Source organism: Leeuwenhoekiella aestuarii (assembly GCF_004104055.1).
In the GTDB taxonomy this organism is placed as follows: domain Bacteria; phylum Bacteroidota; class Bacteroidia; order Flavobacteriales; family Flavobacteriaceae; genus Leeuwenhoekiella; species Leeuwenhoekiella aestuarii.
This window is the reverse complement of the sequence record NZ_QOVJ01000001.1, coordinates 164,404-178,130: the sequence shown is the minus strand read 5'-3', so window position 1 is coordinate 178,130 and position 13,727 is coordinate 164,404. Positions and strand designations below refer to the sequence as shown.

11 protein-coding genes are annotated in these 13,727 nt (G+C 38.9%); 5 read left to right on the top strand and 6 right to left on the bottom strand.

What is annotated here, in order from left to right:
- Positions 1-41: 41 nt before the first annotated feature.
- The 3 genes from DSM03_RS00805 to DSM03_RS00795 are packed head-to-tail and all read right to left on the bottom strand — an operon-like array spanning position 42 to position 2,055.
- The gene (locus DSM03_RS00805) at positions 42-854 is read right to left on the bottom strand and encodes a purine-nucleoside phosphorylase (protein ID WP_128761478.1); all 813 of its coding nucleotides are present in this window, start codon (positions 852-854) and stop codon (positions 42-44) included.
- 7 nt (positions 855-861) lie between these two features.
- Positions 862-1,542, bottom strand: a complete 681-nt coding sequence (locus DSM03_RS00800; protein WP_128761477.1) for a TIGR04282 family arsenosugar biosynthesis glycosyltransferase — start codon at positions 1,540-1,542, stop codon at positions 862-864.
- A 27-nt stretch (positions 1,543-1,569) separates the two neighbouring features.
- Positions 1,570-2,055, bottom strand: a complete 486-nt coding sequence (locus DSM03_RS00795; RefSeq protein ID WP_128761476.1) for a rhodanese-like domain-containing protein — start codon at positions 2,053-2,055, stop codon at positions 1,570-1,572.
- Between the two features lie 176 nt (positions 2,056-2,231).
- Between DSM03_RS00795 and DSM03_RS00790 the strand changes: the two genes are divergently transcribed.
- The 4 genes from DSM03_RS00790 to galE all read left to right on the top strand — a co-directional run bounded on the left by DSM03_RS00790 (position 2,232) and on the right by galE (position 8,312).
- Positions 2,232-3,242, top strand: a complete 1,011-nt coding sequence (locus DSM03_RS00790) for an aldose epimerase family protein (RefSeq protein WP_161567082.1) — start codon at positions 2,232-2,234, stop codon at positions 3,240-3,242.
- Complete coding sequence (gene glpK, locus DSM03_RS00785; protein ID WP_128761474.1) at positions 3,243-6,419, top strand: glycerol kinase GlpK; 3,177 nt, start codon at positions 3,243-3,245, stop codon at positions 6,417-6,419. It abuts the gene before it with no gap.
- Between the two features lie 67 nt (positions 6,420-6,486).
- Positions 6,487-7,293: an HAD-IIA family hydrolase gene (locus DSM03_RS00780; RefSeq protein ID WP_128761473.1), complete on the top strand. Its 807-nt coding sequence runs from the start codon at positions 6,487-6,489 to the stop codon at positions 7,291-7,293.
- Positions 7,290-8,312, top strand: coding sequence for a UDP-glucose 4-epimerase GalE (galE, locus tag DSM03_RS00775; protein WP_128761472.1), 1,023 nt, complete (start codon positions 7,290-7,292; stop codon positions 8,310-8,312). The genes DSM03_RS00780 and galE overlap by 4 nt, the downstream gene beginning before the upstream one ends.
- Before the next feature lie 84 nt (positions 8,313-8,396).
- Here galE and DSM03_RS00770 read toward each other — a convergent pair whose 3' ends face one another.
- Genes DSM03_RS00770 through galK form a run of 3 tightly spaced genes read right to left on the bottom strand, consistent with a single transcriptional unit; the run spans position 8,397 to position 11,634 of the window.
- On the bottom strand, positions 8,397-9,410 hold the full coding sequence (locus DSM03_RS00770) for a LacI family DNA-binding transcriptional regulator (protein WP_128761471.1): 1,014 nt from the start codon (positions 9,408-9,410) through the stop codon (positions 8,397-8,399).
- A gap of 1 nt (position 9,411) precedes the next feature.
- Entirely contained in the window at positions 9,412-10,449 is a 1,038-nt protein-coding gene (locus DSM03_RS00765; RefSeq protein ID WP_128761470.1) for a UDP-glucose--hexose-1-phosphate uridylyltransferase, read from the bottom strand.
- 15 nt (positions 10,450-10,464) lie between these two features.
- The gene (galK, locus tag DSM03_RS00760) at positions 10,465-11,634 is read right to left on the bottom strand and encodes a galactokinase (protein WP_236638842.1); all 1,170 of its coding nucleotides are present in this window, start codon (positions 11,632-11,634) and stop codon (positions 10,465-10,467) included.
- A 435-nt stretch (positions 11,635-12,069) separates the two neighbouring features.
- Here galK and DSM03_RS00755 point away from each other — a divergent pair, with 435 nt between their 5' ends.
- The gene (locus tag DSM03_RS00755; protein ID WP_128761469.1) at positions 12,070-13,719 is read left to right on the top strand and encodes a solute:sodium symporter family transporter; all 1,650 of its coding nucleotides are present in this window, start codon (positions 12,070-12,072) and stop codon (positions 13,717-13,719) included.
- Positions 13,720-13,727: the final 8 nt, after the last annotated feature.

The following is a 13,727-nucleotide window of genomic DNA, read 5'->3' as shown; positions in this document are numbered from 1 at the left end:
ACGGAGATTTGTAAAGTATGGTTTTTATAAGACCGAAAATCCTAAAGTTTTTCGATGAGTTGTGTAAAAAGCAGTACCATATTCGGTTCGGCTAGTGCAGCAGCATCCATAATATCCTGAATGTTTACCGGCTCCAGATTCTCAGGGTCACACTCGTCTGTGATTACCGAAACAGCAGCAACAGGCAGATCGAGGTGATTGGCTACAATAACTTCGGGAACGGTACTCATTCCCACTGTGTCAGAACCTATAATCTTTAAGAAGCGATATTCAGCGCGGGTTTCAAGCTGAGGTCCTACCACTGATGTATAAACACCTTCGTGCAACGTGATGTTATTTTCTGCAGCGATTTCTTTTAAAATATTCCGCATAGGTACATCATAGGGTTCGCTCATATCAGTGAAACGAGAACCTAATTGCTCAACACCTTTAAACGCTAAAGGAGAGCCGCCCTGCAAATTGATGTGGTCTTCAATGAGCATAATTTCGCCCTTCTTAAAGTTGAGGTTGATGGCGCCTGCCGCATTACTTATGAGGAGTTTTTTGATGCCCAGTTCATTCATAACGCGTACCGGGTAACTTACATCACGTAAGGTGTAGCCCTCGTAAATATGAAAACGCCCCTGCATTACGATCACTTTTTTTCCGCCCAGCGTACCGTAAATCAATTTTCCGGTATGGAATTCTACGGTGGCTGTAGGGAAATTTGGAATGTGATTATAACTTACCGAGCTGATGATTTCAACTTTGTCAACAAACTGCCCAAGGCCGGTTCCTAAAATGATACCGATCTCGGGAGCTTCAAAGCCACGCTCTTTTAAGAATTGCGCAGATTCTTCAATAAATTTTTTCATAGGTTGTTTATTTCAAATGTTGTGGTAAAAAAGGGAAAAACGCCTCAATACCTTTTATGTCTTCGTAGTAATCTACATCATTACGGGTTTCCAGCAATTTAACAGATTCTTCTTTCAAATCGGCAAGTGTGTCTTTAAGAACGGTTTCTGTACCCCATTTTTTATGCTGAAAGAGTTCAGCTTTAAGTTCGTTCATTCCCAGTAAATAGTAGCCGCCATCTTCTGCGGGCCCTATTACAAAATCGTGATCATCCAGTGCATTAAAAGCCTGCTCGAGGTCTTTTTGCGACAGGTCATACATATCACTGCCTATTATTATTGCTTTTTGATAGCCGCTTTTAAAAGCGTCTTGAAATGCACGTTGCATGCGTAAGCCCAGATCTTCCCCGTGTTGTAGTTTTTTAGTGAATTTTTCTTCATCCCAAAAATCACCAGAGCGTATTTTCTCAGAATAAAACACCTGCTTGTCGGCCGTTAAGCTCTGCGTTATGCTTACCGTGTGCTTCAGTAAAAATGTATAGATTTCCAGGGCAGCTTGGTCACCCACTCCGCCGGCAAGACGTGTTTTTACTTTACCCAATTCTGGATTTCGGGTAAAAATTAAAAGGGTTTTGTCTGATGTGGGGAAATGAAATTCTGCTTCGAAGTCTTTTTCTTCGTCTGTGTCTTTTTTGCTTAATAAACCCATTGCACGTTTTTAATTAAATAACCAAAATTAATAAACTGCGATCCCGGTTTTTAAATAATCTTGCCAATTTTTTGAAAATGTGTGGATTTTTTCAGTGGGTTTGCCTTTGAGATCAAGCACTTCATAACCAGCATCCTTCCAGGCGAAGATGCCGCCGTAAAGGTTGTAGAGTTGCTTGTTGTTCGTCCGATTCAATTTTTCGCCATAGTCTTCACTGCGAATGCCAACTGTACAATAGACTACTACTGTTTTTTTTGAATTCAGGATAGAATCAAACAATTCTTCATCAGGTTTTTCTCCCACCCAAACCGCATTAGGAAGATGACTCACATTAAATTCCGCTCTTTTACGTGTGTCTAGAATGATATAGGCTTCCGGTTGCATTTTGAGTTCTTGCACCGAAATATAAGGCACACTGCGCGTGTTATAAACATCGAGTAATTTGTCTATAGTTTTTTTCTGACCGAAGCCACAAATTGGAATCAATAGTATGAAAATTAGTGCGAATCTCATTAAGGGTTTGAGTTGTTATAGGTTGCTGTAAAACCTACGAAGAAAAACCTTTTGTGGTTTGTTTTATAAATAAATCTCTATAATGTCTGTTTTGGGTCATAGTGACAAAAGAGCGTGCAAATTCGGCTAGTATCCCTTCAGTATTTTATATATTTAACTTTATAAAAAACTTTCCATTGATAACAATTCAACCTTTTGATACCACGCAAGACGGGCGCTCCGTTTCTTTAGTAATTTTAAAAAATCCATCTGGGATGGAAGCACATTTTATCACGTATGGTGCTATTTTACAACGTTTAATTGTGCCGGATGCCGGTGATTATACCGATGTGGTTTTGGGCTATAATGATCTCATTACTTACGAAAATGACACGTATTTTTTGGGGCAATTGATAGGGAGAAACGCAAATAGAATTGCGCACGCCGAAGTTGTTTTAGATGGAAAAAAAGTAGCGTTAAGTGCCAATGAAGGCACTAACCAATTGCATGGGGGCTTTGAAGGTTTTGGAAAAAAAATCTGGAATGTTGCCGAACTGGATGACGAGGTCGTTTTTAGTTATATGAGTAAAGATGGAGAAGAAGGTTTTCCGGGGAATCTGTTGACTAAAATGTTTGTAAAACTGACCGATGCTAACGAGCTTGTTATGCGTTTAGAAGCTACTACAGACCAAGAGACTATAGTTAACTTGACGCGTCACGAGTATTTTAATCTCAACCCAAACAGCGGAAAAGGTATTGCTGAACATACCCTGCAAATAAATGGTGGCGGCATATTACCTAAAAACGAAAATAACGTACCAACTGGAGAAGTCTTACAGATAGAAGGTACGCCTTTTGATCTTCAAAAATCAAAAGCATTAGCAGGATCGCTATCAAAACTTGATGGAGGTTTTGATCATAATTATGTGCTGGAAAAATACAGTGATGAGGTTCCGGCAGCTATTTTAGTCGCACCTGGCGGTTCTCCTAAGCTGGAAGTGCATTGCACACAGCCTGGTCTTCAGTTTTACAGTGCAGCTGGTATAGGTGCTGTGCCTAATAAATACGGAGCAATACAAGGACCGTCTCCGGCGCTGTGTTTAGAGCCTCAATATTTCCCCGATTCTCCTAACCATCCTAACTTCCCGTCAACGGTTTTAAGACCTGATGCCGTTTACCGTCACGAAATACGATATAAATTCTTATAGATGAACACTTCATATATCATAGCTTTTGATCAGGGAACAACCAGTACCCGAGCCATCTTATTTGATGAGAAAGGTGGGATTGTTGCAGTATCTCAAAAAGAACTGACACAGCATTACCCACAATCGGGATGGGTTGAGCACGACCCTATGCAGCTATTTAGAGATCAGCAGGAGACTTTTGAAGATGTGATTGCAAAAGCAAATGTTCCTCTTAAAGCTATAAAAGCTATAGGTATTACCAATCAACGAGAAACGACGATCGTTTGGGATAAGCATACAGGAGAACCTGTTTACAATGCGATTTGCTGGCTTGATAAACGAACTGAAGATATTTGTGAGGGACTGCGTGAACGTGGTCTCTCTCGCTATATAGCTAAAAATACAGGACTTGTAATAGACAGTTATTTTTCGGCAACAAAGATTAAATGGATTCTGGATCATATTGAAGATGCTCGTGAAAAAGCAGAAGCCGGGGACCTGCTATTCGGAACAGTAGACAGTTGGTTAATTTTTAAATTTACGGGAAAACACCGCACAGACCACACCAATGCGAGCAGGACCATGCTTTATAATATTAAAGAGATGGACTGGGATGATGACTTGCTTGAAGAGTTGGGTATCCCAAAAAATATGCTGCCTAAAGTACAACCTTCTTCATCAGATTTTGGAAGCATTACCTATCAGAATACTTCATTTCCTATTTACGGAGTTGCGGGAGATCAGCAAGCGGCACTTTTTGGTCAGGGTGGTTATAAATCTGGGATGGCAAAGAACACCTACGGTAACGGATGTTTTATGTTGCTCAATACCGGTAAAAAACCTTCTTTCTCAAAGAATGGACTTATTACCACACTTTGTTGCACACTTGAAGATAAGAAACCTAAATATGCTTTAGAAGGAAGTGTTTTTGTTGGAGGAGCTTCTATACAATGGTTGCGTGACCAGGTTGGGATTATTGAGAATGCCGAAGAAACTAACGCAATTTGTCAAAGTATTCCGCCGCTTAAAGATTTGTTTTTTGTCCCTGCTTTTAACGGCTTAGGTGCTCCTTATTGGGATGGAAACGCAAAAGGAAGTATTCAAGGTTTAACCTTTAGTACCGGTAGAAAAGAACTTGTAAAAGCTACTGTTGAAGCTATGGCTTACCAGGTGAGTGATCTGATCAAAGCGATGGAACAAGACAGCGGTAAGCAGATCAAAACATTAAAAGTTGATGGTGGCGCTTGTGCAAATGATTATCTGATGCAGTTTCAGGCAGATTTGCTTGATGCTAAGGTAGATCGCCCAGAGATGTTAGAGGTAACTGCAATGGGAGCAGCGCTACTCGCAGGTATAAAAGCAGAAATCTGGACACAAAAAGATATCGCCTCCTTGCGTAAAATAGAACTTATTTTTGAAACAAAAATGGGTGTTCGTGAGCGTAATCACAAACAAGAAGGATGGGATCTGGCAGTGATGCGAACCCGTTCTGGCTATGCCGAAAGTTTAGAAAAAGAAAAAACGCCGCTGCGTTTTAGTATTATAGACCGTAAACGCTACATTAAAAAAGCCAAGAAGAAAAAATTTGATTTGGTAATCATAGGGGGTGGTGTTACCGGAGCTGGGATTGCTCTAGATGCTGCGACCCGTGGAATGAGTGTGTGCCTCGTAGAGAAAAATGATTTTGCTTCGGGAACGAGTAATAAAAGTACCAAGTTGGTTCACGGTGGCTTGCGCTATCTTAAACAGATGGAAATCGGTCTGGTAAAAGAATCGGGTACAGAGCGGGCGATTGTTCATAAACTGGCTCCGCATTTGGTAGTTCCGGAAAAGATGTTGCTTCCGTTAATTGAAGGTGGGCAATATGGTAAAACGTTGACTTCAATAGGTCTAAAAGTCTATGATTTGCTCGCTAGTGTTGAAGGCGATGATAAACGCCAGATGCTTACTAAAGAAGAAACGCTGGAGCGCGAACCTATTCTGGATGAATCTAAAGTTTTGGGAGGTGGGTATTATGCCGAGTATCGCACAGACGATGCACGTCTCACTATAGAATTGATGAAAAAAGCCGCCGGGTTTGGTGCGGTTTGTCTCAATTACTGTGAGATGAGTGATTTTGTCTACAACTATAAAGGCAAGATTACGAGCGTAAATTGTTTGGATCACAATACCGGTCAATCTTTTGAGATAGAAGGTCGAACTTTTGTCTCGGCAGCCGGACCTTGGGTAGATAAGCTTCGGGCGAAAGATGAGTCGATGAATAATAAACATTTGCACCTCACAAAAGGGGTGCACTTGGTTTTTTCGAAGGAAAAATTACCCGTACATCAGTCACTGTATTTTGATGTGTCAGACGGGCGTATGATTTTTGCGATTCCGCGCGGTAGAGTTACTTATGTGGGTACGACAGATACCAATTATTCGGGAAATTTAGATCGCGTCGTAGCTACAAAAGATGATATTAAGTATTTGCTTGATGCGGTTAATGGTACATTTCCCGATATCAATTTAACCGAAGCAGATGTAGAATCAAGTTGGGCAGGTTTGCGACCGCTTATTCACGAAGAAGAAAAAGATCCTTCTGAGCTGTCGCGAAAAGATGAAACGTTCATCAGTAAAAGCGGCTTGATTTCAATCGCTGGCGGAAAGTTAACCGGATACCGAAAAATGGCACAACGGGTTAATGAAACCGTTAGTAAACGTCTTAAAGAAAAATACGATAAGACTTTTGACGAGTCCCGTACACAGCATATCGCTCTAACGTCTCATGCGATGCGTAATTCAACCGAAGTAGAACAGTATCAGGCGCAATTGCAAGAGGTTTTAGAATTTCTGAATATTGAGAATGCTGAGTATAAAGCTTGGTATTTAACTTCGACTTATGGTAAGCAAACCGAGATTATAAAGAACAAGATCAATTATTTTAGAAATACTGATGTAAATGATCGTTTATTGCGTGCAGAGCTTTGGTATAGTGTGCATTATGAGATGACAAATAGCTTAGCTGATTTTTTTGTAAGAAGAACCGGAAGGCTTTATTTTGATATCAACACCATCAATCAGTATCAGCAAATAGCTGTTGAAGATTTTATCAATTATCTCGATTGGGATGAAGCGCGTGTAAGCTTCGAAAATGCAAAATTAGATGAGTTGCTTTACGATGCTACTCACTTTTACGACAACGAGATAGAAGCTTAATTTTTGTTCAAAAAGTACAACATGCTTAACTTTAAAAGTTAATTTTACATTTAAAGCAAATTACCCGATGGATAAAGGATTTTTAATAGATATGGACGGGGTTATTTACAGTGGTAATGACCTAATTCCAGGAGCAGATACATTTATAAAAACATTGCAAGAGCGTGGAATACCGTTTTTGTTTATGACTAATAACAGTCAGCGCAGCCCTATTGATGTTGTAAATAAACTCAAGCCTATGGGTATAAGCATTGAAGAAGAAAATGTTTATACCAGCGCAATGGCTACCGCGTGGTTCTTAGGTTTTACAAAGCCTAACGGAACAGCCTATGTTTTAGGAGAAGGTGGACTTCTTACTAGCTTACATGAAAACGGTTATAGTCTTGTGACGCAAGATCCTGATTATGTAGTAGTGGGTGAAGGAAGAAACTTCACGTTAGAAATGGCAAACAATGCTGTGGATATGATCTTAGGCGGAGCCAAACTTATCGCGACTAACTTAGACCCTTCTCCGATGAAAATAGGTTGGTCTAACCTGGGAATCAAGGCGATTGTTAAAATGATTGAAGAAGCTACTGGTCGCAAGGCATTTTCAGTAGGAAAGCCCAGCCCGGTTATGATGCGTGCTGCACGAAAGAAATTAGGACTTACCACAGACCAGACCATCGTCATAGGTGATACGATGGATACTGATATTTTAGGCTCTATACAAATGGGTTATAAAACCATACTTACTTTATCTGGTGTTTCAAAAGCAAAACACATTGATAACTATGCTTTTGGGCCGGATATGATTATAGATTCATTAAAAGATTTTAATATTGACGCGGCTTTAGAAAAGCTTTCCGTTGAAAATAATAAAGCAGAATTTTGAGAGTATTAGTAACAGGAGGCTTAGGTTTTATAGGATCGCATACCGTAGTAGAATTGCAAAATGCGGGCTATGAGGTTGTTATTATAGATGATTTGTCTAATGCTTCAGAAGCAGTTTTAGACGGGATAGAAGCTATAACCGGAAAAAAGCCGGATTTTGAAAAATTAGACCTTCGTGATAAAAATGCAGTTTCAGCTTTTTTTAAAAAATACGCAGATATAGTCGGAGCAATTCATTTTGCTGCATCTAAAGCAGTGGGTGAAAGCGTGCATAAACCTTTATTGTATTATGAGAATAACCTGAGTTCTTTAGTTTATTTATTGCAAGAACTCACAGCAAAAGATTCGGCTAACTTTATTTTTAGTTCTTCGTGTACAGTTTATGGTCAGGCAGATGAACTTCCTATAACTGAAAACGCACCGGTGAAACCGGCTGAATCTCCTTATGGAAACACTAAGCAAATAGGGGAGGAAATTATAAGAGATACGACTAAAGTTTACGATAAATTCAAAGCGATTGCTTTACGTTACTTTAACCCAATAGGTGCGCATCCTAGTGTTGAAATTGGGGAGTTACCTCTTGGAGTTCCACAAAATTTAGTGCCGTTTATTACACAGACTGCTGCCGGTTTAAGAGAGCAGCTCTCTGTTTTTGGAAATGATTATCCTACCGCTGATGGGACTTGTGTACGCGATTATATTCACGTAGTAGATTTGGCTAAGGCGCATGTTATGGCACTTACGCGATTGGTAGAAGATAAAAATAAAACCAATTACGAAGTGTTTAATTTAGGTACGGGTACTGGTAGTTCAGTTCTGGAAGTAATTGAAACTTTTGAACAAGTTTCGGGTCAAAAATTAAATTATAAAATAGTAGATCGCCGCGAAGGAGACGTTGTCGCTGCATACGCAGATACCGATAAAGCAAATAGTGAATTGGGCTGGAAATCACAATTGTCTTTAGCAGATGCATTAAGATCTGCTTGGGATTGGGAGAAGAAAGTTCGCGGAATAGAATAGTTTATTTTCCTGATAAAAAGCGAGAAGCCGGTTCTAATTAAGTTAGAACCGGCTTCTCGCTTTTTTAGAAGAATAGTATTGAATCTAAATTGTTTTGGTGCTGTTTCTAATTACTAATTCTGTCTCAATGATTTCTTGTACTGGCTCGTGCTGATCTTTGTTGTTGAGGTTTTTCAATGCAATTTGCACTGCCTTTTTTCCCATAATTTCAGCTTGTTGCTTAACAGTAGTCACAGAGGGGAAATAATTACGAGCTAGATTTCCATCTGTAAAACCAATTACACTTACATCTTCCGGAACTTGTTTTCCTTTAATTCGAAGTGTGTTCATGGAATAAATAGCACTAGACTCATCTGTAGTTATGAGCCCGTCGATATCATTGTTTTCGATAAAAGTACCCAGGTCATTTTCTAGGCTTGTCAGCTTAGTATATACTACTTTTGGAACTAGCGTATTGTCGTAATCGCTTAATGCGGCTTGATATCCAGATAAACGTTTGTTGCCTACGGAAGTGTTGTTAAGCGTAGAAAGAAATGCAATGTTTCTACATCCAGTTTTCAACAAATAAGCTGCAGCATCATAAGCACCTTTGTAATCATTGATGACCACACTATCACAAGCCAAATCGCTATTTGCACGATCAAACATAACTAATGGAATATCATAGTGCAGAATATCTTTAAGATGCTCTATTTCATTTGTTTCCTGAGTTTCAGAAGTAAGGCTTATGATAATTGCATCAACCGAAACATCGCTTAGCATATGGAGGCTTTGCTTTTCCTTCTCTAGAGACTCATTAGAAATGCAAGTCACCAGACTGTAACCGTTTTTTGTAGCCTCTTCTTCCATACCTACAATAACCTTAGCAAAAAAATTATGCATGATATTAGGTATAACAACTCCAAGAGTATTGGTGCGGCTACTTTTTAAACCACGTGCCATTGCATTAGGCCGGTATTTAAGTTGTCTAGCTGCAGTTTTTACCAATAATTTTGTTGAGTCACTTATCTCCGGACTATCTGCGAGCGCTTTAGAAACTGTAGATATAGAGAGGTTTAAGTGTTCAGCAATTCCCTTAAGAGTGGTTTTAGTAGACATTTTATTTTTTCGTGTAATGTTCGTCTGCTAAATTACGTAAAGTTTTTGCAGCCATCTCAGCAGTTATATCTCTTTGTGGAGTTGCAAACATTTCATAGCCTACCATAAATTTCTTTACCGTCGCTGAGCGCAGCAATGGCGGGTAAAATGACATATGAAAATGCCATGAGTCCCAATCCTGACCATCTGTAGGTGCCTGATGAATTCCTGAACTATAAGGGAAAGAGATCTTAAACAGGTTATCGTATTTTATAGTTACTGCTTTAATGATCTTAGCGTAGTCCAGACGTTCTTCGGCAGAAAGCGTTAAAATAGTACGGTGTTGCTTTTTAGGTGAGATCATTACTTCGTAAGGCCAAACAGCCCAGTAGGGAACTAACGCGACAAAGAATTCAGTATCTACAATAAGACGTTCTTTTAATTCTAATTCTTCATTGATATAATCACCAAGTAAGCTTGATTTATTATTGTTCCAATACTCGCGAAGCTGTTTATTCTTTTTTGAAACTTCCTGTGGAATGGTGCGCTGTGCCCAGATTTGCCCATGGGGGTGCGGATTGCTACAACCCATCGTTGCTCCTTTATTTTCAAAGATTTGAACTTGATTGATATCGGGTTTTTTGCCCAGTTCTCTAAACTCGTGTTGCCATAAAGCGATTACTTTTTCAATTTCAGAAACTTCCATAACCGGAAGCGTAAGCGAATGGTCTGGAGAAAAACAAACTACCTTACAAATTCCACTTTCCGACTCGGCTTTTAATAGTCCGGATTTAAATTTTGCTTGAGGAACATCGTTTTTGAGAGCAGCAAAATCATTTACAAAAGACCAGGGCTCTTTGTAGTTTTCGTTTGTGTGCCCGCCGGCACGCTCATTTCCCGGACATAAATAACAGCTAGGGTCATAAGACGGGCGCTCTTCTACAACCACGTCTTCTTCTTTACCCTGCCACGGGCGCTTGGTTCTATGTGGAGAAACTAAAACCCATTCTCCGGTTAATATGTTATAACGTCTGTGCGAATTATCATTAAAATCTACCATGGATTTTTATTTTTATTAGTGTAAGCGTTCCCCACCATTTGCTGGCATTGCTGTAAAAGCGGTAAGGTTGCGGTTAAATTCTTTAAAGTAAGCTTTTTTTGCAGCTTCTATATAATCTTCTGCAGCATCCTGATGAATTAAATTAATCGTGCAGCCCCCAAAACCACCGCCCATCATTCTGCATCCTAAAATGCCCTCGTGATCTTTAGAAAATTCGGTTAAGAAATCTAATTCTTTGCAACTCACTTCATATTTATGCTGAAGTCCCTCGTGAGAGGCGTACATCAATTTGCCAAAGGTCTCTAGGTCTTCAGCTTTTAATGCTTTTGCGGCTTTATTTACACGCTCATTTTCTTCGATTACATAAGAGCATCTGTTGTAAACTACTGGATCAAAATCTGCCTTATGAGCTTCAAGCTGTTTTAGATTTACATCTCGTAAAGACCGAACTTCCGGATACCATTTTTGCAATAAGGCGACACCGGTTTCACACTCTTGTCTACGCACATTATACTCACTGGTAGATAAACTGTGAGAAACATTAGTATTCAGCAATAAAAGTTTATAAGGCTCAATGGCAAAAGGGAGTAAGTCATATTCCAAGCTTTTGCAATCTAATTTGATCACGTGGTTTTCTTCGCTCATAACAGATGCGAATTGATCCATTATTCCACATTTAGTGCCTACATAATTGTGCTCTGCCATTTGAGAAAGCTTAACAATCTCCAGATTGCTCAAGTTGAGGTTAAATAATTCACTCAACCCTCTAGCCAAACCACATTCAAGTGCTGCAGACGAGCTGATACCTGCTCCCATAGGTAGATTGCTCAGCATCATACAATCAAAACCTTCAAGTTTGTGACCTAGTTTTTTTATTTCTTCGGTAACACCTACAATGTATTTGGTCCATTCTGCTTCATTATGATCTTCAACAGCTAAATCAAACTCAAAAAAGCTATCGTAGTTTAAACTGCTAACGCTACAATGTGATGCTTTGCCGTTTTTCTTTAAATGAAACTGGATGGTTTTGTCTATCGCTGTGGGCATAACAAAGCCATTGTTGTAATCTGTATGTTCCCCGATCAGATTCACTCTTCCGGGAGAATTTATAATGACTTCAGCATTAAAATGGCCCAATTGAGCAAGTTGCTCAGGAGATTGAGCGCGTGTGATTTGATTTGCCAAAATACCGTTTGGTTTAAGTTAAGTTTACTATACTCGATTACCGAGCTTTAAATTCTTTGAGATGCCTCCTAGAATTTTTTTTGTAAAGATACATATATAATATTAAATGTAATTTTTACGTTTAAAAATAATGATTTTTTCTTTAATTTTTCAGGTAGTTGAAAGTTGACCTTAAAAACTTAAGTTGTTCTACAGTTAGTGCTACTCTTTGTTATACACGCTTTCAACAATGTTTTTGAAACATTTGTAAAAACACGGGTATAAAATCTATATTTTGCTAAAATCTCAGGTTTTTTTATTATTAATGCTCGTTTTTAGATAAAATTCAGTGAGCAAAACACGATAATTACATTACTTTAGCGCCTGAAAATTTTATAACCTCAGAGTTGCTTACTACAACGGTTTCGTTGAGGTTGTTTTTATACTATGTAGATTATGGCATTAATATCTTTTTTAGCATTTACAATTCTCGTGGCTCTCATATCCTGGTGGTCAGTCAGAAAATCTGATGAATCAACCTCTGATGGTTATTTTTTAGGAGGGCGAAGTTTAACCTTTGGTGTAATAGCGGGTTCGATGCTTCTTACCAATCTATCTACGGAACAGATAGTTGGGCTTAACGGAAGTGCCTACAAAGATGGTCTTTCTGTGATGGCCTGGGAAACACTAGCTGCACTTTCTATAGTAGTAACAGCTGTTTTTCTGTTACCACGTTATTTAAAGGGTGGGCTTACAACGGTGCCGCAGTTTTTGTCTAAACGATTTGATAAGGCTACAAAAACAATAACTTCTGGACTGTTCCTCACGGGATATGTCGTGGTGTTATTACCGGTGATTTTATACTCAGGGTCCGTTGCGATAAGTGGTATGTTTGATGTTCCTGAATTATTAGGTGTTTCTGATACTACGGCTTTAGTGATCTGTATTTGGGGAATAGGAATAATAGGATCTATTTACGCGGTTTTTGGAGGGCTTAAAGCTGTAGCTGTTTCAGACAGTATCAATGCAATAGGTCTGATCATTGGAGGGGTGTTAATTCCTGTTTTTGGTTTAATGGCTATTGGAGATGGTGGTGTTTTAGATGGATTAAAAGTACTTGTTGATGCAAATCCTGAGCGTTTTGATTCTACTGGTGAGCCTGGTCAAGAAGTGCCTTTCTCTACAATTTTTACAGGAATGATGCTCGTGCAGTTGTTTTACTGGGGAACAAACCAGCAAATCATTCAGCGGGGTCTTGGAGCAAAGAGTCTTGCAGAAGGTCAAAAAGGACTTATGTTAGCTGCATTTTTAAAGATATTAGGTCCGGTGATTTTAGTATTACCCGGTATGATTGCGTTCTATTATTTTGAAGGTGGCTTAGCTAGTAGTGATTTGGCTTATCCTGAGTTAGTAAGAGCTGTTTTACCAAAACCTTTAATGGGCTTTTTTGCGGCAGTATTATTTGGTGCGATCCTGAGTTCTTTTAATAGCGTTCTTAATAGTTCGGTGACCTTATTTGGTATAGATATTTATAAAGAACACATCAATAAAGATGCTTCAGAGCGTACTGTTGTCAAATACGGTAAAATCTTTGGAGTTTGTCTGGCACTTGCGGCAATGTTTATTGCTCCCTTAATTGCAAATGCAGGAAGTTTATTCAGTTACTTGCAGGAGATCAACGGTATTTACAGTATTCCAATTTTTACAATAATTGTTGTTGGGTATTTAACTAAGCGTGTACCGGCTATAGCAGCAAAAATTGGTATTATTTTAGGTTCGTTAATGTATATCGTAAGTCAATTTTTATTGAAGCCTAAATTTATTAATGATGCATTAGATACAGCTAAGGCGAGTGGGATAACAGATGTTGAAGCATTGCGAATGGTTGAGGCAGAGGCTTATCCTCACTACTTGCATATTATGGCGATCTTGTTTGTATTAAACATTGCTATCATGTTAATTATTGGTAAGTTTTATCCTAGAAAAGAACCATTTGTATTAGAATATACCAAGCAGGTTTCTATAGAACCTTTTAAATATGTAAAACAAGTGGGAGCGGTTATATGCCTTATTGTTATAGGTATTTACGTGTATTTTGCGCGATAGTCATTAAG